General features: G+C 47.1%; 25 protein-coding genes. 13 read left to right on the forward strand and 12 right to left on the reverse strand.

The annotated features are described in order from the left end of the window. Position 1: 1 nt before the first annotated feature. The gene (locus tag ACOIT5_RS09605; protein WP_423130250.1) at positions 2-526 is read right to left on the reverse strand and encodes a hypothetical protein; all 525 of its coding nucleotides are present in this window, start codon (positions 524-526) and stop codon (positions 2-4) included. 226 nt (positions 527-752) lie between these two features. Here ACOIT5_RS09605 and ACOIT5_RS09610 point away from each other — a divergent pair, with 226 nt between their 5' ends. Together ACOIT5_RS09610 and ACOIT5_RS09615 are read left to right on the forward strand one after the other, a co-directional pair. Next, entirely contained in the window at positions 753-1,271 is a 519-nt protein-coding gene (locus ACOIT5_RS09610; protein WP_423130251.1) for a DNA-3-methyladenine glycosylase, read from the forward strand. A gap of 150 nt (positions 1,272-1,421) precedes the next feature. Further along, the gene (locus tag ACOIT5_RS09615) at positions 1,422-3,170 is read left to right on the forward strand and encodes a S41 family peptidase (protein WP_423130252.1); all 1,749 of its coding nucleotides are present in this window, start codon (positions 1,422-1,424) and stop codon (positions 3,168-3,170) included. Here the strand turns inward: ACOIT5_RS09615 and ACOIT5_RS09620 are convergent. After that, entirely contained in the window at positions 3,167-3,679 is a 513-nt protein-coding gene (locus ACOIT5_RS09620) for a response regulator (protein WP_423130253.1), read from the reverse strand. The genes ACOIT5_RS09615 and ACOIT5_RS09620 overlap by 4 nt on opposite strands. A 206-nt stretch (positions 3,680-3,885) precedes the next feature. On the opposite strand from ACOIT5_RS09620, the gene ACOIT5_RS09625 reads away from it, so the two are divergent. The 4 genes from ACOIT5_RS09625 (at position 3,886) to ACOIT5_RS09640 (ending at position 7,348) form a co-directional block, all read left to right on the forward strand. Continuing rightward, positions 3,886-4,662: a type III pantothenate kinase gene (locus tag ACOIT5_RS09625; RefSeq protein ID WP_423130254.1), complete on the forward strand. Its 777-nt coding sequence runs from the start codon at positions 3,886-3,888 to the stop codon at positions 4,660-4,662. A 173-nt stretch (positions 4,663-4,835) separates the two neighbouring features. After that, positions 4,836-5,552, forward strand: coding sequence for a head GIN domain-containing protein (locus ACOIT5_RS09630; RefSeq protein ID WP_423130255.1), 717 nt, complete (start codon positions 4,836-4,838; stop codon positions 5,550-5,552). Between the two features lie 73 nt (positions 5,553-5,625). Then, positions 5,626-6,345, forward strand: coding sequence for a head GIN domain-containing protein (locus ACOIT5_RS09635; RefSeq protein WP_423130256.1), 720 nt, complete (start codon positions 5,626-5,628; stop codon positions 6,343-6,345). 31 nt (positions 6,346-6,376) lie between these two features. Beyond that, positions 6,377-7,348: an isoaspartyl peptidase/L-asparaginase family protein gene (locus tag ACOIT5_RS09640; RefSeq protein WP_423130257.1), complete on the forward strand. Its 972-nt coding sequence runs from the start codon at positions 6,377-6,379 to the stop codon at positions 7,346-7,348. A 106-nt stretch (positions 7,349-7,454) separates the two neighbouring features. On the opposite strand, the gene ACOIT5_RS09645 is transcribed toward ACOIT5_RS09640, so the two are convergent. The 7 genes from ACOIT5_RS09645 to ric form a co-directional block, all read right to left on the reverse strand. Further along, positions 7,455-8,468, reverse strand: a complete 1,014-nt coding sequence (locus ACOIT5_RS09645) for a branched-chain amino acid aminotransferase (protein WP_423130258.1) — start codon at positions 8,466-8,468, stop codon at positions 7,455-7,457. A 153-nt stretch (positions 8,469-8,621) separates the two neighbouring features. After that, positions 8,622-9,806 (reverse strand): glycine C-acetyltransferase, encoded by a 1,185-nt coding sequence (kbl, locus tag ACOIT5_RS09650; RefSeq protein WP_423130259.1) that lies wholly within the window; start codon positions 9,804-9,806, stop codon positions 8,622-8,624. Between the two features lie 146 nt (positions 9,807-9,952). Further along, the gene (locus ACOIT5_RS09655; RefSeq protein ID WP_423130260.1) at positions 9,953-10,705 is read right to left on the reverse strand and encodes a carboxypeptidase-like regulatory domain-containing protein; all 753 of its coding nucleotides are present in this window, start codon (positions 10,703-10,705) and stop codon (positions 9,953-9,955) included. Between the two features lie 148 nt (positions 10,706-10,853). Then, positions 10,854-11,561: an aspartate/glutamate racemase family protein gene (locus ACOIT5_RS09660; protein WP_423130261.1), complete on the reverse strand. Its 708-nt coding sequence runs from the start codon at positions 11,559-11,561 to the stop codon at positions 10,854-10,856. Between the two features lie 109 nt (positions 11,562-11,670). After that, complete coding sequence (locus ACOIT5_RS09665; RefSeq protein ID WP_423130262.1) at positions 11,671-13,911, reverse strand: nitric-oxide reductase large subunit; 2,241 nt, start codon at positions 13,909-13,911, stop codon at positions 11,671-11,673. A gap of 52 nt (positions 13,912-13,963) precedes the next feature. Next, on the reverse strand, positions 13,964-14,515 hold the full coding sequence (locus tag ACOIT5_RS09670; RefSeq protein ID WP_423130263.1) for a hemerythrin domain-containing protein: 552 nt from the start codon (positions 14,513-14,515) through the stop codon (positions 13,964-13,966). Between the two features lie 6 nt (positions 14,516-14,521). Beyond that, positions 14,522-15,223, reverse strand: a complete 702-nt coding sequence (ric, locus tag ACOIT5_RS09675) for an iron-sulfur cluster repair di-iron protein (protein ID WP_423130264.1) — start codon at positions 15,221-15,223, stop codon at positions 14,522-14,524. A 165-nt stretch (positions 15,224-15,388) separates the two neighbouring features. Between ric and ACOIT5_RS09680 the strand changes: the two genes are divergently transcribed. The 3 genes from ACOIT5_RS09680 to ACOIT5_RS09690 all read left to right on the forward strand — a co-directional run bounded on the left by ACOIT5_RS09680 (position 15,389) and on the right by ACOIT5_RS09690 (position 17,704). Then, positions 15,389-15,829, forward strand: a complete 441-nt coding sequence (locus ACOIT5_RS09680) for an RrF2 family transcriptional regulator (protein WP_423130265.1) — start codon at positions 15,389-15,391, stop codon at positions 15,827-15,829. 109 nt (positions 15,830-15,938) lie between these two features. Further along, on the forward strand, positions 15,939-17,171 hold the full coding sequence (locus ACOIT5_RS09685; protein ID WP_423130266.1) for a DUF438 domain-containing protein: 1,233 nt from the start codon (positions 15,939-15,941) through the stop codon (positions 17,169-17,171). Positions 17,172-17,176: 5 nt separating this feature from the next. Further along, the gene (locus ACOIT5_RS09690) at positions 17,177-17,704 is read left to right on the forward strand and encodes a DUF1858 domain-containing protein (protein WP_423130267.1); all 528 of its coding nucleotides are present in this window, start codon (positions 17,177-17,179) and stop codon (positions 17,702-17,704) included. 60 nt (positions 17,705-17,764) lie between these two features. Here the strand turns inward: ACOIT5_RS09690 and ACOIT5_RS09695 are convergent, their stop codons facing one another. The 3 genes from ACOIT5_RS09695 to ACOIT5_RS09705 form a co-directional block, all read right to left on the reverse strand. Further along, a complete protein-coding gene (locus tag ACOIT5_RS09695; RefSeq protein WP_423130268.1) occupies positions 17,765-18,169 on the reverse strand; it encodes a group I truncated hemoglobin in 405 nt (134 codons plus the stop codon). 231 nt (positions 18,170-18,400) lie between these two features. After that, the gene (locus ACOIT5_RS09700) at positions 18,401-19,504 is read right to left on the reverse strand and encodes a nickel-binding protein (protein ID WP_423130269.1); all 1,104 of its coding nucleotides are present in this window, start codon (positions 19,502-19,504) and stop codon (positions 18,401-18,403) included. Positions 19,505-19,656: 152 nt separating this feature from the next. Then, positions 19,657-21,138, reverse strand: coding sequence for a potassium/proton antiporter (locus ACOIT5_RS09705; protein ID WP_423130270.1), 1,482 nt, complete (start codon positions 21,136-21,138; stop codon positions 19,657-19,659). 314 nt (positions 21,139-21,452) lie between these two features. Between ACOIT5_RS09705 and ACOIT5_RS09710 the strand changes: the two genes are divergently transcribed. From ACOIT5_RS09710 to ACOIT5_RS09725, 4 genes are all read left to right on the forward strand, one after another. Further along, positions 21,453-22,178: an ABC transporter ATP-binding protein gene (locus ACOIT5_RS09710; protein ID WP_423130271.1), complete on the forward strand. Its 726-nt coding sequence runs from the start codon at positions 21,453-21,455 to the stop codon at positions 22,176-22,178. 10 nt (positions 22,179-22,188) lie between these two features. After that, positions 22,189-23,439, forward strand: a complete 1,251-nt coding sequence (locus tag ACOIT5_RS09715; RefSeq protein WP_423130272.1) for an ABC transporter permease — start codon at positions 22,189-22,191, stop codon at positions 23,437-23,439. A 137-nt stretch (positions 23,440-23,576) separates the two neighbouring features. Then, a complete protein-coding gene (locus tag ACOIT5_RS09720; RefSeq protein WP_423130273.1) occupies positions 23,577-24,836 on the forward strand; it encodes an ABC transporter permease in 1,260 nt (419 codons plus the stop codon). 142 nt (positions 24,837-24,978) lie between these two features. After that, positions 24,979-26,106 carry an efflux RND transporter periplasmic adaptor subunit gene (locus ACOIT5_RS09725; protein WP_423130274.1) on the forward strand — a complete coding sequence of 376 codons (1,128 nt, stop codon included), beginning with the start codon at positions 24,979-24,981 and terminating at the stop codon, positions 26,104-26,106. Positions 26,107-26,142: the final 36 nt, after the last annotated feature.

The raw sequence follows: 26,142 nt of genomic DNA on the forward strand, positions 1-26,142 counted from the left end.
GCTAATTTCTGATTTTGATATCAAACCGTCCATCCCTGATTTCCTTTTTTACCCCTTCGGAGTTTACCGCATCAAATGCAAAGGTGCCGGAAATAATTTTGGCGTCAGGATCAAACTTAGTGATATTTATGGTGCCGGTATTCCCATCTACTGTCCAAAATTGCTCATAATCTAGCCCTTGAAACAATACCCCATTTGAACAACTTGTTTCCCTGGTACCGTCCAAAACGGCAAAACCATCAATCATCGATTCTTTGCAAATCTCTATATTCATATCATATAAACTGCCAGGGGCAAATATTACCCATCTCTCATCCTCATAGGAAGTATTGTTCGCTCCGGTATGTTTACCAAAGAAATCAGATCCTGCAACCCAAATTTGACCATCAATTAAGCAACCGAATGTTCCGGCCCCGGTTTGGGTAATTGGAGGGAGTTGGGGTTCTTTATCTTTTTCGCAACTGCCTGCTGCAAACAAAAAAGAGCAGAGCAATAAAATCATGTAATTAATTCTTTCTGTTTTCATTTTTTTGATTTTTTGTATTGACATTACTACTATTATGGAATTCAATTATGTATTAGATGATCTAATTTACAAAATAGTTGCGCAGAAATTTATGTTGATGAACATATTTTCAAATAAGAACCCTTTGGAAGCGTTGAGGCGCAAACCTGGCGCATCCGAAGGTACTGTTGCAATATGTCAAAAAGTCAAGTTAACCGCTCATTCTTAAAATCGGTATCTTCGTGGCATGATAACACCAAACACACGCCTTAAGGCCGAATTTTTTCAGCGCGACACCGTGCAGGTTGCACACGAGCTGGTGGGTAAGATACTGGTCCGCAAGTTTACCGGCGGAGAGATCAGGCGGTACCGGATTAGCGAAACCGAAGCCTATTGCGGCCACGACGACCTGGCTTGCCATTCCAGCAAAGGACGGACCCGGCGTACCGAGGTGATGTTTCAGCCTGGCGGACTGGTCTATGTTTACCTGATTTACGGCATGTACTGGATGCTGAATTTCGTCACCGAAAAGGAGAATAACCCGTCGGCAGTACTGATCCGCGGTCTGGAAGGCTTTGACGGTCCCGGGAAGCTGGGACGTGAATTGCAGTTAGACCGCTCGTTTTACGGCGAAAACACCGAAACCTCCGACCGGCTTTGGCTGGAAGATGCCGGACCGATCCCGAATGTTCGCGTATCGCCGCGAATCGGCATCCACTATGCCGGTGAACCCTGGACCAGCAAAGAATGGCGCTTTTTTTTATAACGGCGCCAGGGGCATTTACTTGTTGCCCGAAAAAGGAGACATCCGGTTTCTTTGAAGCTGATTATTAAGATTAATTAACCAATTACTTCAAAACAGGGACTACTTTTAATCAAAGCTTTATTATTTTTGTTGATTGTCTAAAAAGAGCAAATGATGAAATTAAACAGAAAAAAGAAAATTGGGATCGTGGGGATCGTGTTATTGGCAGCCGTGCTGGTATTTACCGGGTTTAACCGCGATGAGAAACTTTTTCAGATTGATAAAAACCTCGATATTTACTATACGCTTTTCAGGGAGCTGAATCTTTTTTATGTCGATGAAATTAATCCGACAGATCTGGTAAAAACCAGTATTGACAAAATGCTGGAATCGATGGATCCTTATACCAACTACATTCCTGAGTCTGACATGGAAGATTTTCGTTTTATGACAACCGGCGAATATGCAGGTATTGGCGCCCTGATCAGTAAACACGGGAATCATGTGATTATTGCCGAACCTTACGAGGGCTTTCCGGCCCAAAAATCCGGCTTGCGGGCCGGTGATATCCTATTGGAAGTGGCGGGAAAATCAACTGAACAGATGTCGACCGAAGATGTAAGCAATTTACTGAAAGGACCGGCCAATCAGGTTGTTAAAGTGAAAGTTCAGCGTCCGGGAGAGAAAAAGACCTTTGAGGTGAATATCGTGCGCGAAAAAATACAGATTGATGCGGTACCCTATTATGGCATGCTCGACGAAAAAACCGGTTATATCCGTCTTTCCAATTTTACAGTGAATTGCGGCGACGAGGTCAAAAAGATTTTTAAAGAACTCAAACAACAACACGGAGCTCAATCCCTGGTTTTGGATTTACGTTCAAACCCGGGAGGATTGCTGATGGAAGCCGTAAAAATTGTCAATATTTTTGTTCCCAAAGGCGAAGAAGTAGTCAGCACAAAGGGTAAAGTAAAGCAGTGGGACAAAGTATACAAGGCCACCGAAAACCCGGTCGATACGCTTATGCCCATTGCGGTACTGGTTAACCGGGGATCGGCATCGGCCTCGGAGATTGTGGCCGGCGCCTTGCAGGACCTCGATCGCGCTGTCATTATCGGGACGCGGACCTTTGGTAAAGGACTGGTGCAAACCACCCGCGAGTTGAGTTACAATGCCAAGCTGAAAGTAACAACGGCCAAATACTACATTCCCAGCGGGCGGTGCATCCAGGCGCTGGATTATTCGAACCGGAACGAAGACGGCAGCGTTGGTGTAGTTCCCGATTCGCTGATCTCGGAATTCTCGACTAAAAAAGGCCGGAAGGTATACGACGGAGGAGGTATTGTGCCCGACCTGCCAATTGACCTGGACCGCATGAGCGCCCTGAGCGCCTATTTGATCCGCGATTTTATGTATTTCGATTTTGCCACACGCTATGCCAATACCCACGAGTCTATCCCAAGCCCGGAGGATTTTGAAATTACAGATGAGATTTTCAATGAATTTAAAACCTTCGTGAAAGAAAAGAATTTTACCTATGAGTCCGAAACCGAGCGTAAGCTGAAGGAACTGCTCGAAACAGCCAAAGAGGAACGATACTACGAGGTGGCCGAAACGCAGTTCGAAGAGCTGAGAACCCGGATTGGACACGAGTTGGATAAAGATATGGACCAGTTTAAGGAAGAACTGAAAGAAATGCTGACAGACGAAATTGTGTCACGCTATTACTATCAGAAAGGTGCCATCCGTTCATCGATTAAAACCGACCGGGGAATTGAAAAAGCCCGGGAAATTTTAGCTAAGCCGTCCTCGTTTTCATCCGTTTTTACACCCGGAAAAATTATCTCGATGAATCAGGATACAAAGAAACCCGACCTGGAAGGCCGGGTTTCTGATTCTATTATGATATTTCAAAATTAACCTCTGATTGACAGGCCAAAATATTGCGGATATAAGATGGCCATCGTCGCCAGCGCAATAATAAATAAAATCAGAACAATGAAAAACAGGATCACGCCTGTTTTAAACCGTTTTTGTGATACTTCCATGTTATGGAAGGTTTGGATCTTGTTGATTTTGGTCACCAGCTTTTTTAAGGCCATCTGGTCTTTCACAATGTAGTCGAATGCGCCGTACTTGATTGTATTAATGGCAACATCAATGTTATCCTGGCCCGATAAAAAAATAAATTCTGCCTTTGGGGCAACTGTTTTTGATTTCTTCAACACCTCAATCCCATTCATTCCCTCCAGCAAATAATCCTGAATAACGACCATCGGCTGACGGGGCATCGCTTTAACAGCTTCTTCACCTGTCGAGAATACTTCAACATTTGTATATTTGTTTGTCTTTAAAAAACTGACAATCAGTCTGCTGTAGACATGATTGTCCTCGACAACAAATATTAAGGGATTCTTATTATTGTTCATACGTGTGAAAATATGGGTTTTAACTATTCTAATTCGTCAGCAAAAATTCAGTAATGATTGTTAAAAGTAACGAAAAATCGAATAAAATATTTCTTTAACAAAGAAATTAATAAAAGCGGTAACGAAAACTCAATATCTTTTCTTTAGAGATTGATTCATTCCTTCAATAGTTTTCTTTTATTTTGTTTCTATAAAAGAAAAAAATCATGCTGTTAGCTATTGATATCGGAAATACAAACATTGTTTTTGGAACGTACAGGAATGACCGGTGGCAAAATGTCTGGCGTATTCAAACGGATACCCAAAAAACGGCGGATGAGTACGAAGTCATTTTCCGTTCGTTGTTTTCCAGCGGAGAGGTATGCCTGACCGATATTTCCGGGGTTGTGTTAAGTAGCGTGGTTCCTTCGATGAACCGTGAGTTTGAATGGATGATTACCGGTTTATTAAACCTGAAACCCCTCTTGGTTTCTCCGGATATTTACGACCGCTTGCCGATAAAAATCCTGAATCCTTATCAAATTGGTACCGATTTGGTTGCCAACGCGGTTGCAGCGTTTACCCGGTTCGAACTACCCTGTATGATTGTTGATTTTGGCACCGCCCTGACATTCACAACCCTTTCGGCAACCGGCGAAATACTTGGCGTTGCCATTGCTCCGGGTTTGCGTACCGCCATCAAATCCCTCGCTGGAAATACGGCTCAGTTACCACATGTTCAATTAACAAACCCGCCGTCGGTATTAGGAAAAAACACGGTACACGCTATTCAGTCGGGGGTGGTTATCGGGTACAGCGGCCTGGTTGACCGGATGATTGAAAAGACGGAGGAAGAGTTAGGGCAAAAACTCGTGGTTGTGGCAACCGGCGGACTGTCGGGCCTGTTTGCGAAGCAAATGCCGGTTATCAAAATCGTGGAAGAGAACTTAACCCTTGATGGCCTGCGGATTATTGGCGAAACAATCCAAAGCAGCACGTTCTGATACGAAGATAAGCCGGTCCTTCGGGCTGATCTTTTCAAAATACAGTGATCATTTTTTACCGTTTACCGGTTAGATACTTCCGTTTAACGAATTTGATCTGATTTTGGTGAAATCGGGTTTTAACTTGCGTAACGAAATCACCTCCATGATTCTTCATTCAAAAAACAGTAGTTATGAAACGATTTGTATCGCTGCTTATCTTTTTTGCTCTTGGTTTTTCATTTGGTTCCTGTATTTTCATTGGCCCGTCGGTTAAAGGCAACGGGCATGTGGTGAAACAAACCCGTAACCTGAGCGGTTTTAAAAGTATAAAAGTATCAACCGGGCTGGACGTTTTCCTTATCCAGGACAGTGTGGACCAGGTGGTGGTGGAGGCAGACGAAAATTTGCTTGAGGTAATTGATACGCAACAGAAAGGAACCGTACTTGAAATCTACACGCAGCAGCAGATCAGGTGGTCGAAATCGAAAAAGGTGTATGTTCATTTCTCGTCGCTCGAAGGGGTGAAATCAGGTTCGGGCTCGGTGGTGCGCAGCCAGTCCGACATTGTCGCAGATCAGTTTGAACTGACGGCTTCTTCGGGCAGCCAGCAATACATCGGGCTTAACTGTGAGAGGCTGGTCGGACGAAGTTCTTCCGGCGCGCAGGTCCATCTTTCCGGGAAAACAAAAAAAGGCGACTTCAAAGCTTCCTCCGGCTCGCATATGAAGGCCGAAGACTTGGTTTGCGATGAATGTACGGCCGATGTCTCCAGTGGTGCCCACATTTGGATCAGCGTCAACCGCGAGTTTAGCGGCGAAGCTTCCAGCGGCGGTCACATCTATTATTTCGGAGCCCCGGAGCGGGTGACAGTCAATACCTCTTCGGGCGGAAACATTGTAAACAGATAAGACAAACAGAGCAGTCGTTTGTACGACACAGAATTTTTATATACAGAAAACAGAATTTTTTAGCCTCAGAAACATGAAAACAATTAGAATTAAACACTTTTTAATGCTGGTATGGCTGATTGCATCCAGCCTGGCAGCGAGTGCCGGAAAAGAAAAAACCAACACGCAGCACCGCCATGTGGCATCGTTCGATAAAATATCCGTGAGCAGTGGCATCGATCTGTACCTGACCCAGGGGAAAGGAGAAAAAGTTGTTGTGGAAGCCAAACCGGACATTATCGATCAGATTATCACCCGGGTAGAAAACGGCGTACTCAACATTTATATCGAAGATAAAATGAACTGGAACTGGGAATGGAATCAATCCCGAAAGGCTTATGTTACCTTTGACAAATTATCGGAACTAAAAGCATCTGCCGGATCAGACATTTATTCAACAAACGCCTTTAATCTTCAGGAACTGAAACTTGATGTCAGCAGCGGGTCGGGCATCTGTCTGAAAGAAATTGATGCTCAGTCGGTTCATGTGCGTACCAGCAGCGGATCGGATGCTGAATTATCGGGAAAAACAAAAATTCTGATTGCCGAATCCTCCAGCGGGAGCGACATCAAATGTGGCGATTTGCTTGCCGAGAATTGCGAGGTGAGCTCATCCAGCGGATCCGATGCGGTGGTACATGCTACCAATTCAATTTCAGCCCGTGCTTCAAGCGGGTCTGATATTATTTATAAGGGTAAACCGGTCAGGAAAAATATTGACGAATCCAGTGGCGGACAGGTCAAGCAGTTTTGAACAAGCTAACTTTTAACAGAGAATTGATTTTATGCGGCAACTGATTTTTTTTGCAGCTGTTCTTTTTGCAACCGGCCTTTGCGGCCAACCTGTAAAACGCCACGCGTTGGTTATTCATGGCGGGGTAGGGGTGATGGATCAGCAAAAGATGAGTCCCGAAATGCAGCAGGCCTGCCTGGCCGTTTTAAACCGCGCCCTTCAGGTGGGTGATTCGGTATTGGCAAGCGGGGGCACTTGTCTGGATGCGGTTGAAAAAACCATTGTTGTTTTGGAAGATTCTCCGCTTTTTAATGCAGGTAAAGGAGCAGTATTTACGCATGAAGGTATCGTTGAACTGGATGCATCGGTGATGACCGGCGATTCGCTGAAGGCCGGCGCTGTGGCCGGCGTGCGTGATATTAAAAACCCGGTTAGCCTAGCCCTGGCAGTCATGGAAAAATCGGAACATGTGATGCTTACCGGCTCAGGCGCATCGCAGTTTGCAAAAGACCAGGGATTCGCGACCGTTGACAACAGTTATTTTCATACCGAACAACGCTGGCAATCTCTTCAGGAGATGCTGAAAAAAGAACGGGAAGCCGGCATCAACGAAAAACATGGAACCGTTGGCTGCGTTGCGCTGGATATTTACGGGGACCTGGCAGCAGGAACTTCAACCGGGGGAATGACCAACAAACGGTATGGACGCATCGGCGATTCGCCGGTCATTGGCGCCGGAACTTATGCCAATAATGAAACCGGCGCATTTTCGTGTACCGGGCATGGCGAATATTACATCCGTCTCGGCTTTGCACGCGATGTTTCGGCTTTGATGGAGTATAAAAACCTTTCGGTAGAGGATGCTTGCCGGGAAGAAATCGACAAGTTGACCCGGTTGGGAGGGACTGGAGGGGTCATTGGTCTGGACCGACACGGAAATGTTGCGATGGAATTCAATACTTCCGGGATGTTCCGGGGTTACCTCAAATCAACCGGAGAGCAGGAAACAGCAATTTTTAAATAAGCTGCTAAAACGGGAACAATGACATTGAACGATATTAATGTGTGCAAAAAAATAAATGCCAATGAATATGTGGGTTCATTGGCATTTATTCTGATGATCAGTCCCGTTACTCCACAATATGAACCCATCCGTATGGATCGGGTTCATCGCCGTTTTGGATGGCCCGGAGTTTATCGTAGAGTTTTGTCGACCACTTGCCGGGTTCGGTTCCGTACAGGTATTCTTTGTCCAGGTCGGCATCATAAATCCGTTTGACCGGAGAGATGACCGCTGCGGTTCCGCAAGCTCCGACTTCCTCAAAATCAGCTAACTCTTCTACCGGAATTTTTCTGCGTTCCACTTTTAATCCCATGTCTTCAGCCAGTTGCATCAGGCTCATGTTGGTAATCGATGGCAAAATGGAATCAGACATCGGGGTGATATAGGTATTATCTTTAATCGCGAAGAAGTTGGCAGGGCCACATTCATCAATGTATTTTCTTTCGCGCGAGTCCAGGTACAGAACCGCCGAGTAACCGCCGGCTTTGGCTTTTTTACCGGCCACCAGACTGGCAGCATAGTTCCCGCCAACCTTGTATTTCCCGGTTCCCTGGGGTGCGGCGCGATCGTACTGGCGCATGATGGCCAGATCGGTCGGTTTAAATCCTTCAGGAAAATAAGGACCTACCGGCATCACAAAAACCATGAAGAGGTATTCGGAAGCCGCTTTTACCCCGATCTCGGGGCTGGAGCCAATTAACAGCGGGCGAATATACAAAGATGCTCCCGAGCCGTAAGGCGGGACAAAATCCAGGTTCTTTTTTACAGCCAGCGCAACCGCCTCGGTAAATAAGTCGACCGGTACATGAGCCATCAAAATACCGTCGCTTGAACTTTGCATCCGGCGGGCGTTGTCAGTCATCCGAAAAATACGGACTTTGCCGTCTTTTCCCATAAATGCTTTTAGCCCTTCAAAGGCTTCCTGTCCGTAATGAAGGCAGGTGGCCGCCATGTGCAGGTTGATGTACTCAGAATCTGATACTTCCAGTGGGCTCCATTCGCCATTTTTATAGTAACTGCGTACGTTAAAATCGGTTTTCCGGTAACCAAAACCAATGTTTTTCCAATCCAGATTTTCCATAATAAAAATATGTTTTCTGCCAGTTTTTTAAGAAACTCAAATTAACGAAAAAAAGCCTGAGTATGAAAAGCTAAAGCCTGATTTCTGTTGAAAATTAATTTTTGGCATGCTCAATTCAATACCGATGGATGCACCCAGCGAAGGCAACGGTTTTTAAATGACTTTCAATTCGCGGCCAACTTTCGTAAACGCATCGACTGCCTTGTCAATTTGTGCTTCGGTATGGGCTGCCGATAACTGCACGCGGATACGGGCCTTCCCCTTGGGCACAACCGGGTAAACAAATCCAATAACGTAAATGCCTTCCCTGAGCAGCATGTCGGCGAATTTTACGGCCAGGGGGGCGTCATAAAGCATCACCGGCACAATCGCTGTTTCTCCTTTCACCAGGTCGAAACCGGCTTCTTCCATCTTCCCCCTGAAATAATTGGCGTTTCTCATGGTTCGGTTTTGCAACTCCGACGACGACAGCATCTCCAGCACTTTGAGGGTGGCTCCAACGGTGGCCGGGGCCAGTGTGTTGGAGAACAAATAGGGGCGCGAACGCTGGCGAAGCATCTCGATAATTTCTTTCCGGCCTGAAGTGCATCCGCCGTTTCCTCCGCCCAGGGCTTTGCCAAAAGTGGTTGTGATGATATCGATCTTTCCCATGAGGCCAAAGTGTTCGGCCGTACCCCGCCCGGTAGGACCGATATAGCCTGATGCATGCGAATCGTCGACCATGACTAAAGCGTCGTATTTTTCGCAAAGTTCAACAATCTCCGGCAATTTGGCCAGGTCGCCGTCCATCGAAAAAACGCCGTCGGTTACAACAAGCCGGTATTTGGCTGATTGGGCATCTTTCAGGCATTGTTCCAGTTCGTGCATGTCGGAATGTTTATACCGAAAGCGCTGAGCCTTGCAAAGACGAACCCCGTCGATGATAGAGGCATGGTTCAGCTCGTCGGAAATCAGGGCCGAATTTTCGTCCAGCAGCGGTTCAAATACGCCGCCGTTGGCATCAAAACAGGCACAATATAAAATGGTGTCTTCCGTACCTAAAAATTCGGAAGTCTTTTTTTCGAGTTCTTTGTGGATTGCCTGAGTTCCGCAGATAAAACGGACCGACGATAAACCGAATCCCCATTCGTTCATAATGGTTTGTGCTGCCTTCACCACTTCCGGATGATTGGCCAATCCCAGGTAATTGTTGGCACAAAAATTCAACACCTCGTCGGTTGAGCCAACTTGTATGGTTGAACTTTGGGATGATGTAATGATGCGTTCGTTTTTATAAAGCCCCTGTTTTTTCAGTTCTTCCAGGCTGTTTAACAGATCTTGTTTGATTTTTCCGTACATGGTGGCATGAATTTTTAAGTTCTTCTTACACAAAATAAGCTATTCCTGAACGGATAAAAAGTGATAAATAGCAGAATCAGAAAAAGCTTCTCAAGGATCATGTTTTGTTGTTCCTGATTCCGGGAGAAAACGAATGCCGGGTCATGCTACTGTTTTTCTTTTTTATACAGATCGAACTGGGTAATAATGGCCGCGCGCACATCGTATTCACGGGAATGCGGCGTTAAAACCGATTTTGCATTGAAGTAAATCATAAAACTGTCGGCTTCCATCTCGTTCAGCCCGGTGAGCGACATCACCATCTTTTTATTGTAGAACTGGGACAGGTATTCCCATTGCTGGTCGCTAATGATGGCTGCACGGGTTTCCCGTTTTTGTTTTTCGCGTTTGCTGAGGTGATATTGCAGGAAAGAAGCGGGAGAAAACACGGCGGCGTACCAGGGTGGTTTCTTGTTATAGGCATCTCCCCGAAGCTCGGGATCAATATTAACCGGTTTGCCGGTGGAGATCCCATCCATGTTGACTTTATTGGCCTCGCCGGTTACTTTCACCTCGCCAATCGCATACCGGATAGGCCGCAGGCCAATAACCAGCAAACTGTCTTCTTTATGAAAGTGCGGGATATGGACATATTCGGTGACAAAGCCCACGGCCGAGATGGCCAGGCTGTCTACATTGAGCGCTTCCATCGAAAAATGCCCCATCACGTTGGTTGTGGTGCCGCCATGCGTTCGCATGTTTACCACATGGGCATAGGGAACCGGTGAACCGTCGTCCTTACTGATCAGTTTTCCTTTAAGGTGAAGCAGCATCGGGTCAATCAGATCATCATGCCGGGTCTGGGCCAGTCCGGTCAGTCCGGTTAAAAGGATGGTGCATATGTAAATCAGTTGTTTCATGCGCACCAAAAATAGCTAAATCGGATTGATATTTTTGGTACGGAGATCAACGTATCAGTCCTTTTAACAATGTTTAATAAATTAAACAGCCGATTATGCTCTCCGTATTTTGTTTGGGCCCGTTCGACGGCTGTCGTACCCCGGGAGGCTAATCGCCCGAGGTGCAATATTTCACCAGGGCTTCGACATGGATACGCGAGGTATTCAGGAAAGGAATGCCCAGGTAACGGTCGTCCTGAAACATCAGCGGGAATTCCGTGCAGCCGAGAATAACGGAATCAATCTCATGCCGGTCGATCATGTTTCCGACGATCTCCAGCAATTCGTTTTTGGTTTCTTCTTTGAAAATACCCAACTCCAGTTCGGTAAAAAGTTTGCGGTTGATTTTTTCAATTTCATCTCTGCCGGGGCTAAACACATCAATCCCCGCTTCTTTAAAGCTGTCGGCATAAAAACGCGCATTCATGGTAAATTTTGTCCCCAATAATCCACACCGCTTAAGCCCCTGTTTCCGGGCCTCGTTTTTACATGCCTCCACAATGCTGATTAAAGGCAGGTTGACCAGACCCCGGATTTCATTAAACAGTAAATGAGGCGTATTGGCGCTGATGACGGCGAAGTCGACGCCGGCCTTTTCCATCCGGTTGATACAGTTTGCAAGATATTCAGCCGCTTGTTGATCGTCGCGATTTTCCAGAAAACCAATAAATACCGACATATTTACGCTGTAAATCACCATTTCGGGATAGCTTAATTCCCCGCCGGCATTTCTGTCGTTAAATGCCGAGATAATTTCTTTATAGTAATCAACGGTCGCTTCGGGCCCCAGGCCGCCAAGGATACCAATTTTTCTCATTTTTACAGGAATTGATTAAACACGATCAAAGATCGGACTTTCTGTTTTACAGAACGAACGATCTTTGATTTTTATTGAATATGCCGGGGAAGCCCCGGAAGCAGGAAAATTATTTTTTCTCAAGGCTCCAGCCGCCCTTCAGCCCAAAAACAAACCACACCAGGGCCAGGGTACCCAGTCCAAACATCGTATCGCCAATGACGCGTAACCATTTGAATACTGAGATATAATCCTGCTGCAGGAATTCGGCCGATCGTGCATACCACAAGCCTTCCTGCACGCTGGCTACGGTTTGGGCAAAGCCTACCGGCAATACGCTGATCAGGACCATCGCCAACAGGCCGATGTTAATCATCCAGAAGGCAAATTTGATCCAGGTTTCTTTCCAGATGGCGGTGGTGTCCATGTCGCGCAGTACAAAAAGCATCAAGCCGATACCCAGCATGCCGTACACGCCAAACAGAGCGGTATGTCCGTGTACTGGAGTCGTGTTTAAACCCTGCATGTAATAAAGGGCGATGGGAGGATTTATCAGGAAGCCGAATATACCGGCGCCTACCAGGTTCCAGAAGGCAACCGCGATGAAACTGTAAATGGGCCATTTATACGCTTTGATCCATTCGGAGCTGCGCGATATTTTCAGGTTGTCGTAGGCTTCGTAGCCCATCAAAACCAGGGGTACCACCTCTAACGCGCTGAAGGTTGCCCCGATGGCCATAACAGCCGTGGGCGTACCGGTAAAATACAGGTGATGGAAGGTTCCCAGGATACCGCCCGATAAAAAGATGATGGTGGTAAACAGCACGGCAATGGTAGCAGTGCTTACCTGTACCAGCTGCATCCTTACAAAGAGGAATGCCATCACCACCACGGCAAATACTTCGAAGAAGCCTTCAACCCAAAGGTGAACCACCCACCAGCGCCAGTATTCGGCAATGGCCAGGTTAGTTTGACGCCCCCACATCAAACCGGCTGCATAAAATACCGCGATCGCGATACAGGCAATCAGGAACAGGATCAGCAGGTGGCGGCTGTCTGACCGTTTTACCAGGGCTGGCCAAATGGCGCGTCCCATTAAAAAGAGCCAGATGAAAAGTCCGGCCAGCAGGAAAATCTGCCAGAAGCGGCCCAGATCAACATATTCGTATCCCTGGTGTCCGAACCAGAAGTTACTGATGAGGCCTAACTTTTGCATCACACCCATCCACTGTCCGGCTAACGAGCCAACCACGATCACCAGCAATGCCCCGAAAAGAACATTTACTCCCAGCCGCTGGAATTTTGGTTCGTGACCCGATATGGCCGGGGCATAATACAGGCCGGTGGCTAACCAGGACGTGGCAATCCAGAAGATGGCCAGCTGAACGTGCCAGGTGCGCGAAATGGAGTAGGGTAGCCAGTCGGCCAGCGGAATCCCGTAGAAAGCCTGCCCTTCCACCCCATAATGGGCCGTAATCACCCCCATCACAACCTGGACCAGGATCAGCAGGGTAACAATCCAGAAATACTTGAGGGTTGCCCGTTGCGAAGGCGTTTGTTTCGAGCTGTCGACCGGAGAAGCTGTCAGGGGAGCCAATTCTTCTTCCTTACGCATCGAAGCGTAATACCAAACCATGAGCCCGATGCCGGCTAAAAGAAGGATAACGCTGAAACCGGTCCACAGCAGCATGGCCCCGGTGGGTTTGTTCCCGATCAGCTCATCTGCCGGCCAGTTGTTCGTGTAAGTAATGTCCTGCCCGGGACGTTCGGCAATACAGGCCCACGACGCCCAGAAGAAAAAAGCATTCAGCAGGCGAACCCGCTCCGGGTCTTTCAGCGAATTTTCAGGAATACTGTAGGCATCGCGCAGCTGTGCCAATTCCGGATCGTTGGTAAACAAGCCGCCATAGTGCAGGCTGTTATTGGCGATGGCTTTTGCCCTTAGCGGCGAAACCTCAATCACATCTTTCCGCTGATCATAGGTGTTGGTGCGCATGTCCCGTTGTAGGGTTACACGAAGCGATGCTTTTTGTTCTTCAGAAAGCTGATCATACAAGGCCCCGTAGCTCTCGGTGGCCAGGTGGTCGAGCATAAAAACAGCTTCCCGGTGAAGCCAGTCTGCCGTCCAGTCGGGAGCCTGGTAAGCTCCGTGCCCCCAAATGGTGCCTAACTGGTGTCCGCCCAACGATTGCCAGACATTCTGGCCGTCTTTGATATCCTGACCGGTAAAGAGAACAGTACCGTCGGTTGTGATCACCTTGTCGGGAACCGGCGGCGCCTGCCGGTATATTTCCCGTCCGTAATAAAGCAGTACGGCGAACGAAATCACCATCACAGCTATAAATCCAAACCAAAGTTTTTTTGTCGACATAGATTTTGTATTTAATTAATGATTAGTTGTTTCTTGCCTCATTTCCGGTTGTTTAATTGTCGTGCAGATAAACCGATGCCAGCAGATCGATGCGGGCAATCGAATTTTCGTAACGGTATTCGGGTAGAACCTGGTTTTCCACTTCGGCAAATTTTTCCAGTAAAAGCTGTTGTTCTTCCGGGCTGAACGCCTGGTCGGCTATCCGGAACAGGATGTTATTTTCTTTTGAAATGTGGTTCTGAAGCAGCGAGGCATAGGCCTGCATGTTGGCATAGATGTCATTCAATGCGCTTTTATCACCTCCGCGCAGGCGGGCAATCGCTTCAACCATGCCGCTTACATAGTTTCTGCCTTGAACATGTTCGTGCAACATAACGGCTACCGGGCCCTGACCGGGCGAAAATCCTTTTTCGCCCATCAGCGGGAACAGCAGGTCTTCTTCTTTTGCGTGATGAAAACTATCGGCAAAATTCCGGATCAGGTCCACAACCTGATCAAAATGGTCAGTATTTACGCTTCCTTTTTGGATCATTGCCTCCATTACCGACGTTAAACGAAGAATATGCACGTGGTCGTTTTCCAGATTTTCTGTTGCAGTTTGCATGACAGCTTATTTTGCCAGGTTTAATGCTTTGGGGAAGAGGATATTGTTTTCGAGATGAACGTGAATGTGCAGATCGTCTTCGAAGGCTTCCAGTTGTTTGAGCGCTACCCGGTAGGTATTGCAGGCATCGCCGGGTATTTTGTAGCCGCCGGTGATTTCGTTGATCTTATCCATCGCCCCGCCTGCAAATTCGTGTTCGCCGGTCATGCGGCTGATCTCTGAAATAATACTTGCTTTGGCTTCGGCCGAACCGTTTGCCAAAACGGCTTTTATCGCGGGAAAAAGCACTTCTTCTTCGTGTTGAAGGTGCTGGGTGAGTTCTTTGTTAATTTGATAAAACAAATCTTCCACCACCTGCAGTTCAGGATGGTTCTCGCCATGTACCGCGGCAATCTTTTGAGTATAAAATAACAAATCGGGCAGGTTTTTCCGGACAAACTGGTGGTGCGTATTCACAATGTAGTCGGACAGAAAGCCCAAATCCCAATTTTTAAAGTCAAATGCAGGGGCCGTAGTCGTGCTTGTTAACTCGGTTAGTTGACTGATCAGATCACGCGGATCCACTTGTTTTTCTTCGCAGGCTTCTGTGATACTTTTATTTCCTCCGCAGCAAAAATCAATTCCTGCTTGCTTGAATATGGTGGCTGCCCGGAAGTCGTCAGCAACAATCTGACCGATGCTTCTTTGTTCTGTAAAAACGGTGTTCATGTTATATCGGATTTAAATTCGGGATAAAACTATAAAATTATTACTAAAGGACAAAAGGGTCTTTTAGTAATTTGAATAATTTTTTTATTTTTGTCCTAAATTCGTGGAATAAAAAATCATCTGGTTGCACGGACGATTGTGCTACAACCTCTAATCTTTAAAAAGGTGTTTAATAAAGAAACGGAATATGCTTTACGCAGCCTGGTTTACATTCAGCAGCAAAATGACCGGGAGAGGCGGCCGGGCATTGCAGAAATTGCCAAGGAGATTGAAGCGCCCGCCCCGTTTACGGCAAAGGTGTTGCAACGGCTCGTACGTCTCGGATTTATTGAGTCGGTGAAGGGCAAAGGCGGCGGTTTTCATTTTGACCATGAAAAACCGGAGTTACCGTTGAGAGAATTGATTTTGGCAACCGAGGGCGGCAGTATATTTAACGGATGCGGCTTTGGATTAAAGTATTGTGATTCGGAAAACCCATGTCCCCTGCACGAACAATATGCGCCCATCCGGAATGCCATCAACAAACTGGTGAGCGAAGAATCGATCCAGTCGCTGGCGCGAAAAGCAGCCTCCGGGATTAAAACTCCCCTGATTGAACTGAAATAAAGACACACGATAGGTTTGCAGTCTACTTCCGGACAAAAAATCGCCACTTATGGGGATTGTGTCTGAAAGATGGCGTAACTTACTTTGGAAACAAACTAAAACATGATAAATGAGTGAATTGATTAATAATTCAGAGAAGCGGAAAGAGCTGTTAAAACATATGATTTTACAGCTTCACAGCGGCGAAGCCCCTGCTTTGGTGCGAAACCGGCTGGCCGAATTACTCCAGTCCATCCCCTACGACGAAGTGGTGGACGTGGAGCAGGAACTGATTGCCGAAGGCTTGCCGGTGGAGGAGGTTCTTCGTTTATGCGATATCCATTCGATGGTACTCGAAGGGCATATTGACCAGAGCGGGGCCAAACCAATACCTCCCGGGCATCCTGTCGATACCTTCATGAAAGAAAACCGTGAACTGGAGAAAGTGGTTGATGCCATTGAACAGCTACTGGCCCGGATACCCGGTTTAAAAAAAGAGGAGATTAAGGATGTCTTCCTTAAACTTCATGCCCGGTTTAACGAGCTGATGGATGTTGACAAACATTATAAACGCAAAGAATACCTGCTTTTCCCCTTTCTTGAGAAATATGAAATTACCGGCCCTCCCAAAGTGATGTGGGGGAAACATGATGAAATACGCGAACAACTGAAAGCCGCCATCGAAGTGGTTTCGGCCCCCGGCGAAATCAGCCCGGAAGAGGCCGGAACGGTTGCCGAAATGATTATTGCGCCTGCGGCAAGGGCCATCCCCGATATGATTTTGAAAGAAGAAGAAATCCTGTTCCCCATGTCGATGGATGAATTGACGGATGACGACTGGTACGCCGTGTACCAGCAAACCCTGGAGTTTGGCTACTGCCTGTACGACCCGCAGGATGAATGGACGCCCGAAGGAGTTACGGTGAGCGAAGCGGTGTACAACACCAAAAACCTGATCCAGCTGACTACCGGCAGTTTTTCCATGGATGAAATGGAAGCTCTTTTTAAAACCCTTCCCATCGATATTACTTTTGTGGATAAAGACGATAAGGTAAAATTTTTCAGCCTCGGCCCCGACCGGATTTTCAGCCGGAACCGCGCGATCCTTGGCCGCGATGTACGTATGTGCCATCCTCCTTCAAGCGTTCACATTGTCGACCAAATTCTGGATGATTTCAGAAGTGGTAAAGAAAACAGCGCTGCCTTCTGGATCAATATGCAGGGCCGGTTTATCCACATCGAATATTTTGCCATGAGGGACAAGCAGGGAGCATACCTGGGAACGGTTGAATTTACACAGGATCTGACTCATGTCCGGTCGCTCGAAGGGGAACAACGACTGTTATCTTACGGTAAAAAGTAAAGCTGATGGATCCGAAGAACAAACTGATCATCACTCCGAAAACGAAAGTGGGAGAGTTGTTGGATGCTTTCCCCTTTTTGGAGGATGTCTTACTCGAACTGTCGCCCGCCTTTGCCAAACTTAAAAATCCCATCCTGCGCAAAACAGTGGCCCGCGTGGCATCGTTGCAACAGGCAGCCGTTATCGGCGGGCTGAAGGTGGAAGAACTGGTAAACCGCCTGCGAACCGAAGCAGGGCAGGAAGCGCTTTCCGGGGAGCTTGAAAACAGCGCGTATCTCACCCATACGCCTCCCGGTTGGTTCAGCGCTGGAAAAATCAGCCGAACCTTTGATGCTTCGCCGGCGATCAACTCCGGGGGAAGCCCGATGGCCGAAATCCTGGGCCTGGCAAACCGGTTACAGCCGGGAGAAATCCTGGAACTGAAAACGCCCTTTGTGCCGGCCCCGATTATTGATATGCTCCGGGAAAAGGGCTTTGCCACGTTCTCGATGCAACATGCGGATGGGGTAACGAGCTACTTTATAAAAGACTGAGCGAAAACAATCTGTCGTTATCTCATCGGCTTCAGCGTCTGTCGGGAAACAACCCCGGAATTATTTTCCCATGATCATTCCTTTTAGCGACCAGAGGATTGCAAGCACCTCTTTTTTGGTTTCTTCATCAATCCGGTGCTTGTCCAGAACCAGCATAATGTCATCCATCACATGCATGTATTCTGCTGCGCTGATGTTCATCCCGGCATGTGTTGTTGGCATATCTCTTCCGGTGTAAACGGCCGGGCCGCCGCTTCCGGAGCTAAAAAAATCAACGGTATGCTGTTTGATCACCGCTAAACGTTCAGGCTGATCTTTGTACGGAAGAAAACGGGGACTCACCGCCGGGTTGTTCATGTGCGTTTCAACCACATCATCCACAATCATGCTAATCCCTTTTGTGCCTCCAAGCCGTTCAAAAAGAATGGCCTGATTTGTACTCTTTTTTGTTGCTACTTGTGTCATATGTTGAGTATTAAATTGCGTTATTAGCTGAAAAACAATTTCATTTTTGTTTCCGGGCGGAGAAACATGATTTTTGGTTTAATGGGAAGGACTTCCTGAGAATAAATGAATTTCATCTCGTCCGGTTGTTCGTCTTCAAACAAAATTACGGCTTGCTGATTTAATACGACGACACATTTGGTTCTTTTGCAGGTAATTTTGGTTCAACACACAAAAAACGAACAGGCAAAATTACACGAACATAGCGCCGAGATAACCGGAAGGCATCAGTCCGTATTTTTTTCGGAAACATTTTGAGAAATAAGAAGGACTGTTAAACCCGGTTTCGAACGCGATTTCCGAAATATTGCCTTTTTGTTTACGGAATAATTCCAATGCCATGTTTAACCGGTACGACATTATAAAATTATTGGGCGATTTGCCGGTTAAGTGCATCATTTGCCGGTATAAAGTTGATTTGCTGTATCCTAAATGTTTCTGAAAATCGGCAACTTTCAAAAACGTATTTTGCCATTCCTTTTCGGTAAAATCCATTAAGCAGGTCAGGAATAGCTCGTCGGCAGACGTTAACGCGAGGATCTGTTCATCGGTCATAAATTGATTCAAATTTTCGCTTTCAAATAAATCCTTCACCTCGTGAGACATGACAATTTCAGCACGGGTTGCCCGGAACATGCGTTCGGCAAGCTTAATGGTATCTTCAAAAATTGTATTTTTTCCGGTGACCGGCACACCTGCGTTCAGGCTTATTTTAAGATCGGCAAAGCCTTTTCCGGCTTTTGCCCTGAAAAGATGAAATTCAGATTGTAATTTCAACGCGCACCGAACAGCTTTGGACACTGATTTAAAAGAAACCAGCAGATGATCCTCGTTTTGCTGAACGATACGGCCATCGAAGGTGGCGATAAGTTCAGCGGCCGATTGGTGGTACGCCCGGATCAGGGCAGAATGGGATTCGTGATTTTTTAACGAAGGTTTTTTCAGCCCCATAATCATGATGATCCTGAAAGCCGGATCATTAATAATATTTAACCGGGTGTTTTGCGCCTTTTCGGGATCTTCGATTCGTCCGAGAAATGACTCAACAATACGGGCATCCACTTCAATGACCCGGTGAGGCACTTCGCCGTGTGCCTGGTTGTGCATATCCCTGATCGACTGTTCATTGGGCGCCTCAATCAGGCAGAAGGCGGTTTTCCTGTTTTCATCGAACCAGTAGGTTAGCCCCCTGCATTTGAACTGATCCTGGATTTTTAGATCTTGTTGATGCAGTTCAGCCACTATCTCAGCCGTAACAGCTTCCGAAACATCGTGACGATCCATGTAAATTGGCATACTCTTTTGGTTTAGTTTCCGAAACCGTTGGTGTTTTGGTATTTTTCCTGTTTTGGAGTGGCTGCCTGGCGTTCCAGGAAAATACGCTAACCCGATCGTTTCAATCTCTGATTAGAACAACGGGTTTTGCTAAAAGGTTCTCTGCCCGTCTGTCATTCTTCCTTCTCATTCTCCTTCAGTTCGAGGCAGGCAAAAGCTTTTTCGAGCGACTCTTTATTTTCCGACAACAGGAAAAGTTTATCCTGGCCTTCCAGGATGGTTGAACCGCTTGGCGTGATGTAGCTGTTGCCTCTTTTTATAAAAGAGATCAGGGTAGTTTTGGGCAGCGCCAGTTGAACAATCTGCTTGCCAACCACGGCACAATCTTCAGGAATGATGATTTCGGTCAGGGCCGATTTGATACTGTCGAATAATTCGAGATCAGACTGGGTCCGTTGTTTTAAGCTTTCGGGTAAGGTTAAGCCTAACCATCTGGCAACAACCGGCAAAGTGGTGCCTTGAATTAATACTGAAGTCAATGAGATAAAAAATACGATATTAAAGATCATTTGAGCTTTATGGACTCCGGCCAGGAGGGGATAAGTCGCGAAAACAATGGGGACAGCGCCGCGCAGGCCAACCCACGAAATAAACCATTTGCTGCGATTTTGCATCCGGAAAGGGATCAGGCTTAAAAATACCCCGACGGGCCGGGCGACCAAAATCAGAAAGGCCGAAATGAGGAGGCCGATGCCAATAACGGGAACAATCTGGCTTGGAAATACAAGCAGGCCCAAAGTCAGGAACAAAACAATCTGCATTAACCAGGCAAAGCTGTCGAATGACTTTAGAATCTTCTTTTTATGGATCAGGTCCTGGTTTCCCAGGTACACCGCACATACGTATACCGCTAAAAACCCGTTACCGCCGACAAAATCGGTTGCCGAAAAACTGAAAAACATGATGGCAATCACCAGCACGATATACAAACCTTCGTAATCGAGCTTTATTTTGTTTATCACCAGTTTGCTGATCTTGCCAAAAATTAGTCCCAGCAATCCTCCCAACAGTAATTGTTGGAGAAACATGGGGATGATACTGATGAGGCTGGTGCCGGGGTTCATAATAAGCCCCGTAAAAACAATGGTCAGGATATAAGCCATCGGGTCGTTACTCCCGCTTTCCAATTCGAGCGTCGGGCGCAGGTTTCCTTTCAGCGCCAGATTCTTCGCCCGCAAAATCGAGAATACTGCGGCCGAGTCGGTTGATGAAACAATCGATCCGAGTAATAATCCCTCATAAATCGTAAAATCGGTAACAGCCCAAACGAAGATTCCTACCGACACCGCGGTGATAAATACGCCCAGTGTCGACAAAGTAACTCCTTGCCAGAGAGCCGGTTTTACAGACTGCCAGTCGGTATCCAGACCCCCGGAGAAGAGAATAAAATTTAAAGCGATGATGCCGATAAACTGTGCTGTTTTGGGGTTGTCAAACTGAATTCCGCCAAGGCCGTCCGAACCGGCAAGCATACCAATTGAAATGAACAAAATCAACACGGGCACACCAAACCGGTACGAGGTTTTCCCGGCGAGCAGCGAAATAAACAGCAGGATGGAGCCAATCAGCAGGATGTTTTCAGTGGTTAATATCATGATGTGTTTTTGCTTGATTCATGCTTAAAGATAGTAAAACAGACCAAAAATTCTGACCTCTGATTCGATAACATTCTCTGCCAATGTTTGGTTTCCGGAATTTTCTTTCGGCAGGTTGTAACGTTGGCGCATTTCAGGCGTCTTAACCGATGTAAAGCGGTTGACAAGGTAGCAGGTTATCCAAGTTACCAGTTCAAAAACGGCATTTACATTAAAAATTCAACGGTTCATCGAATTAATTCTGTAAATGAATTTTTGAATGGTCAACTTTGAAGTGCGGATAAACAGAATCAGAAAACAGAAAACTACAAACCATGATTAAATTAAACAACATCCACAAGTCGTACGAGATGGGGAGCAGCAGCCTGCACGTGCTTAAGGGGATTGACCTGGAAATTGAGCAGGGCGAATTTGTTTCCATTATGGGATCTTCAGGTTCGGGAAAATCAACTTTGCTGAACATTCTGGGAATGCTCGACAATTACGACGATGGCAGCTACCACTTGTCGGGCAGGTTAATTTCGAACATGAGCGAAAAAAAAGCGGCTCAGCTGCGCAACGAAATGGTTGGCTTTGTATTCCAGTCGTTCAACCTGATATCATTTAAAAATGCGATGGAGAATGTGGCTCTTCCGCTGTACTATCAGGGAGTGAGCCGAAAAAAACGCAACATGATGGCCATGGAATACCTCGACAAGCTGGGTTTAAAACCCTGGGCCGAACACATGCCAAGCGAAATGTCGGGCGGGCAGAAACAGCGGGTAGCCATTGCCCGGGCGTTGATCTCGAACCCCAAAATTATATTGGCCGATGAGCCTACCGGAGCTCTTGATACCGCTACTTCGTACGAAGTGATGGATATCCTCAAAGAAATCAACGCGGCCGGGATCACGGTCATCATCGTTACCCACGAGCACGATATTGCCGCGATGACCCACAAGATTATCCGGCTCAAAGACGGGCGGATTGACGAAGTGATCCGGAACGGAGAACTCAGCGAGTTCCGCTACAGGTATTCAAAAGAATTACAACCCGCCTAAGCCCTTTGCCATGTTTGATATCGATAAATGGCAGGAAATCCTGGCCACCATCAAAAAAAATAAAATGCGCACCTTCCTGACCGGTTTCTCGGTGGCTTGGGGGATTTTTATGCTGATGATTCTGCTGGGGTCGGGAAACGGACTGAGTAACGGAGTTGCCGCAAATTTTATGAACGACGCGGTCAATGCCATGTGGATCTGGACCGGCGAAACCACCATTCCGCATCAGGGCTTAAAATCGGGAAGAGCTATCCGCTTTCACAACGACGACTACGATGTCATCCGGAATATCCCGGGCGTGGAAACCGCTTCAGGACGATACTTTATGGGAAATACCCGGTATTCGTACGGGAAAGAATCCGGCGAATATACTACGGTGACCTGTCACCCGGAACTAAATGATGTGGAGAACATGATCATGACCGAAGGCCGCTTCATCAATACGGTTGACATTCAGCAAAACCGGAAAGTGGTGGTCATCGGGAAAGATATTAAAGACGCCCTTTTTAAAGACATACCGGCATTGGGCGAGTATGTTAATATAAACAAGGTGCCGTTTAAGGTCGTCGGGGTTTGTGTTGAACCCGGGTCGACACGTAACCGGAATGCGTATATGCCGGTGTCAACCGCGCAAAAAGTATTTAACGGCTCCAATCGCCTCCATAACTTTGCCATCACCATCAACGGCCAAACACTCGACGAAAGCCGTCAGATTGAGGAAAATATCCGCCAGACCTTTTCCCGCAAACTGCATTTTGACGAAAAGGACGAAAGCGCCCTGGGCCTGTACAACAAACTGGAGAATTACATCCAGACCATGAAAATTTTTCAGGCGATAAAAATCTTTATCTGGATTATCGGCATCGGGACTTTAATTGCCGGAATTGTCGGCGTGAGTAATATCATGCTGATCGTAGTGAAAGAACGTACCAAAGAAATCGGTATCCGCAAAGCCATTGGCGCCAGTCCGGCATCGGTGATCGGGCTCATTTTGCTCGAATCGATCCTCATTACCACCGTGGCCGGGTACATTGGACTGGTGTTGGGTACCGGACTGATGGAGGGACTCAATTATATGATGGTACAATCGGCCGGCGATGCCGGGCAACAGGGTGAAACGGTATTTATGAACCCGACGGTCGATTTTGGGGTGGCGGTCGCCGCAACGGCTTTGCTGGTGGTCGCGGGCGCCATTGCCGGATATATCCCGGCTAAACGCGCCGCCAGTATTAAACCTATTGTTGCCCTGCGCGACGAATAAAAGCCCCTTTTGATCCTCCGCGAAGGAGGATGTTAAAATAACAGTTTTGTTGAACCTTTTGCTCTGAAAAATGACGACGATAAACAATGTAAAACGAATGAATCATCCCTCTGCCGGGAAGAAAGGGGGGAGGCTTTATGTTTGACCTTGATCTTTGGAAAGAAGTAACAAGCGCGCTGAAACAAAACCGACTGCGCAGCTTTATGACCGCCTTTGGGGTGTTTTGGGGAATATTCATGCTGATCATCATGTCGGGGGCAGGCCGTGCGCTTGAAAACGGGGTGATGGAGGGAGTGAAAGCATTTGCCACCAACTCGGCCTTTTTCTGGACCGAGCGCACCAGCGTCCCCCACGAGGGATTTCAGCGCGGACGCCGCTGGAATTACGATAACCAGGATATTGAATACATCCGCCAGAATGTGCGCGAAGTGGAATACCTGTCGCCGCGCTTGTTTGGCTGGCAACAAAACGGCGATAATACGGTGCGCGGCGAACGCACCGGCGCCTTCAACATTTACGGCGATTATCCCGACTATTTTAAGATTGATGGCTGGACACCCGTGAAAGGCCGCCTGATGAACGAGATCGATGTGCTTCAGAAGCGCAAAGTATGCGTCATTGGCGAGCGTGTGGTCGAGGTCATGTTCAGTAAAGATGAAGACCCGATCGGTCAGTACCTGAAAATCAGCGGCGTTTACTTCCAGGTGGTGGGGGTCATTCATCCCGAAACGCGCATCAACATTGGCGGAGGACGGAAAGAAGAAACCATCATCATCCCCTTTACCACCATGCAAACCGCCTATAACTACGGGAATGTGATCCACTTCTTTTCGGTGACTGCCCGAAAAGGCTACAGTGTCAGCAATTTGCAGGAAAAACTTCAGCGAATCCTGAAAGAACGGCACAAAATTTCGCCCGACGATTTGCAGGCAATCGGTTCATTCAACATCGAAGCCGAATTCAAAAAGTTTAGCGCCCTGTTTTTAGGCATCCAGGGCCTCACCTGGATTGTAGGCATCGGGACACTCCTGGCCGGGGTGATCGGGGTGAGCAACATTATGCTGGTCATCATTAAAGAACGGACGCAGGAGATCGGCATCCAACGGGCGATTGGAGCTACGCCGGCAAAAATCATCACCCACATTGTGGCCGAGAGCGTTTTTCTCACGGTGATGGCCGGTTACGTCGGCTTGTCGCTTGGGGTGGGTATCCTCGAAATTTTAAACCGGATTCTGATGGCTGCCGGCGATGAAGTTTTTTTCCGCAACCCGGAAGTGAACCTCACCATGGCGCTTGCCGCCTTGGCGGTGCTGGTGGTGTCGGGCATTTTTGCCGGTCTGATTCCGGCTCAGCGCGCGATCAATATCAAACCCATTGATGCCTTGCGGGACGAGTAGAGGGATTGATGATTGATGATTGATGAATGATGATTGGTGATTGATGGTTGAATAGCAGGATTTATGGTGATGGAATAATTAAGCCGGATGCTCAGGAACGCTTAAAGAAACAGAAAACAGAAATAAATAAAACCAGAACAAGATGAAAAAGATTTTCAGAATTTTAGGAATTGTCGTTATCGTGGCTGTATTTGGAGGAACGATTTTTTTCCTGTATACCAAGTCAAAGAAGCAGCCCGATGTGTTTGAAACAAAAACGCCGGTCGTTTCAAACGTGATTAAAAAAACAGTGGCGACCGGTTCGGTGGTGCCACGCCGCGAAATTGAAATTAAGCCCCAGGTGTCGGGGATTATTGATGAACTGTACGTCGAAGCCGGCGATTTTGTGGCAAAAGACCAGGTGATTGCCCGGATTAAGATTATCCCCGACATGGTCAACCTGAATACGGCCGAATCGCGGCTGAACCGGGCAAAAATCAACTTCGAAGATGCTAAAATCGATTACGAACGCCAGCAAAAACTGTTTGACACGGATGTCATCTCCTACGAAGAGTATAAAAAATCGAAAGTTGGCTACGATTCGGCCAAAGAAGAACTGGCTGCAGCCGAAAACAACCTCGAGCTCATTAAAAACGGGGTGACCAAAAAAGCCGAAACAGCCACCAATACCCTGGTCCGTTCAACCATCAACGGCATGGTGCTCGATGTGCCGATCAAGGTGGGGAATTCCGTCATCCAGTCGAATACCTTTAACGACGGGACCACCATTGCTACCGTGGCCGATATGAAAGATATGATTTTTGAAGGGAAGGTTGACGAAACCGAAGTGGGTAAAATTAAAATCGGGATGCCGATCGAACTGGAAATCGGCGCCATTGAAAAAGATAAGTTTGAAGCCATCCTGGAATATATCTCGCCCAAAGGGAAAGAAGAAAACGGGGCCATCCAGTTCGAAATTAAAGCCGATGTTTCGTTGAAAGACAACCAGTTTATCCGGGCAGGCTACAGCGCCAATGCCAATATTGTATTGGAGCGAAAAGACAGTGTGATGGTGATTCCCGAAGGGATGCTGCGATTTGAAAATGATTCGGCTTTCGTTGAAATACTGACGAACGAACTTGAAAATACTTACGAAAAGCGGAAGATTACCACCGGGCTTTCCGACGGCATTAACATCGAAGTGATCGAAGGATTAAGCAAAGATGATAAAGTAAAAGGGGAAAAAATCGATCCGAAGAAACTGAAGGAAAATAAAAATAAACAAGGCTAAGCGAAATTGATTCATGCCGATTGATTAATTTTAGCT

It is taken from the genome of Gaoshiqia hydrogeniformans, assembly GCF_049347105.1.
Lineage (GTDB): Bacteria > Bacteroidota > Bacteroidia > Bacteroidales > Prolixibacteraceae > Gaoshiqia > Gaoshiqia hydrogeniformans.

What these genes read in the sequence shown, in the direction of transcription:
- ACOIT5_RS09640 (WP_423130257.1), top strand. Translation starts at nt 6,377, where the DNA reads ATGCGGCAACTGATTTTTTTTGCAGCTGTTCTTTTTGCAACCGGCCTT.
- ACOIT5_RS09705 (WP_423130270.1), bottom strand. Translation starts at nt 21,138, where the DNA reads ATGATATTAACCACTGAAAACATCCTGCTGATTGGCTCCATCCTGCTG.
- ACOIT5_RS09690 (WP_423130267.1), top strand. Translation starts at nt 17,177, where the DNA reads ATGGATCCGAAGAACAAACTGATCATCACTCCGAAAACGAAAGTGGGA.
- ACOIT5_RS09645 (WP_423130258.1), bottom strand. Translation starts at nt 8,468, where the DNA reads ATGGAAAATCTGGATTGGAAAAACATTGGTTTTGGTTACCGGAAAACC.
- ACOIT5_RS09620 (WP_423130253.1), bottom strand. Translation starts at nt 3,679, where the DNA reads ATGAACAATAATAAGAATCCCTTAATATTTGTTGTCGAGGACAATCAT.
- ACOIT5_RS09725 (WP_423130274.1), top strand. Translation starts at nt 24,979, where the DNA reads ATGAAAAAGATTTTCAGAATTTTAGGAATTGTCGTTATCGTGGCTGTA.
- ACOIT5_RS09715 (WP_423130272.1), top strand. Translation starts at nt 22,189, where the DNA reads ATGTTTGATATCGATAAATGGCAGGAAATCCTGGCCACCATCAAAAAA.
- ACOIT5_RS09665 (WP_423130262.1), bottom strand. Translation starts at nt 13,911, where the DNA reads ATGTCGACAAAAAAACTTTGGTTTGGATTTATAGCTGTGATGGTGATT.
- kbl (WP_423130259.1), bottom strand. Translation starts at nt 9,806, where the DNA reads ATGTACGGAAAAATCAAACAAGATCTGTTAAACAGCCTGGAAGAACTG.
- ACOIT5_RS09670 (WP_423130263.1), bottom strand. Translation starts at nt 14,515, where the DNA reads ATGCAAACTGCAACAGAAAATCTGGAAAACGACCACGTGCATATTCTT.
- ACOIT5_RS09695 (WP_423130268.1), bottom strand. Translation starts at nt 18,169, where the DNA reads ATGACACAAGTAGCAACAAAAAAGAGTACAAATCAGGCCATTCTTTTT.
- ACOIT5_RS09700 (WP_423130269.1), bottom strand. Translation starts at nt 19,504, where the DNA reads ATGCCAATTTACATGGATCGTCACGATGTTTCGGAAGCTGTTACGGCT.
- ACOIT5_RS09630 (WP_423130255.1), top strand. Translation starts at nt 4,836, where the DNA reads ATGAAACGATTTGTATCGCTGCTTATCTTTTTTGCTCTTGGTTTTTCA.
- ACOIT5_RS09655 (WP_423130260.1), bottom strand. Translation starts at nt 10,705, where the DNA reads ATGAAACAACTGATTTACATATGCACCATCCTTTTAACCGGACTGACC.
- ACOIT5_RS09720 (WP_423130273.1), top strand. Translation starts at nt 23,577, where the DNA reads ATGTTTGACCTTGATCTTTGGAAAGAAGTAACAAGCGCGCTGAAACAA.
- ric (WP_423130264.1), bottom strand. Translation starts at nt 15,223, where the DNA reads ATGAACACCGTTTTTACAGAACAAAGAAGCATCGGTCAGATTGTTGCT.
- ACOIT5_RS09710 (WP_423130271.1), top strand. Translation starts at nt 21,453, where the DNA reads ATGATTAAATTAAACAACATCCACAAGTCGTACGAGATGGGGAGCAGC.
- ACOIT5_RS09605 (WP_423130250.1), bottom strand. Translation starts at nt 526, where the DNA reads ATGAAAACAGAAAGAATTAATTACATGATTTTATTGCTCTGCTCTTTT.
- ACOIT5_RS09615 (WP_423130252.1), top strand. Translation starts at nt 1,422, where the DNA reads ATGATGAAATTAAACAGAAAAAAGAAAATTGGGATCGTGGGGATCGTG.
- ACOIT5_RS09635 (WP_423130256.1), top strand. Translation starts at nt 5,626, where the DNA reads ATGAAAACAATTAGAATTAAACACTTTTTAATGCTGGTATGGCTGATT.
- ACOIT5_RS09660 (WP_423130261.1), bottom strand. Translation starts at nt 11,561, where the DNA reads ATGAGAAAAATTGGTATCCTTGGCGGCCTGGGGCCCGAAGCGACCGTT.
- ACOIT5_RS09625 (WP_423130254.1), top strand. Translation starts at nt 3,886, where the DNA reads ATGCTGTTAGCTATTGATATCGGAAATACAAACATTGTTTTTGGAACG.
- ACOIT5_RS09685 (WP_423130266.1), top strand. Translation starts at nt 15,939, where the DNA reads ATGAGTGAATTGATTAATAATTCAGAGAAGCGGAAAGAGCTGTTAAAA.
- ACOIT5_RS09610 (WP_423130251.1), top strand. Translation starts at nt 753, where the DNA reads ATGATAACACCAAACACACGCCTTAAGGCCGAATTTTTTCAGCGCGAC.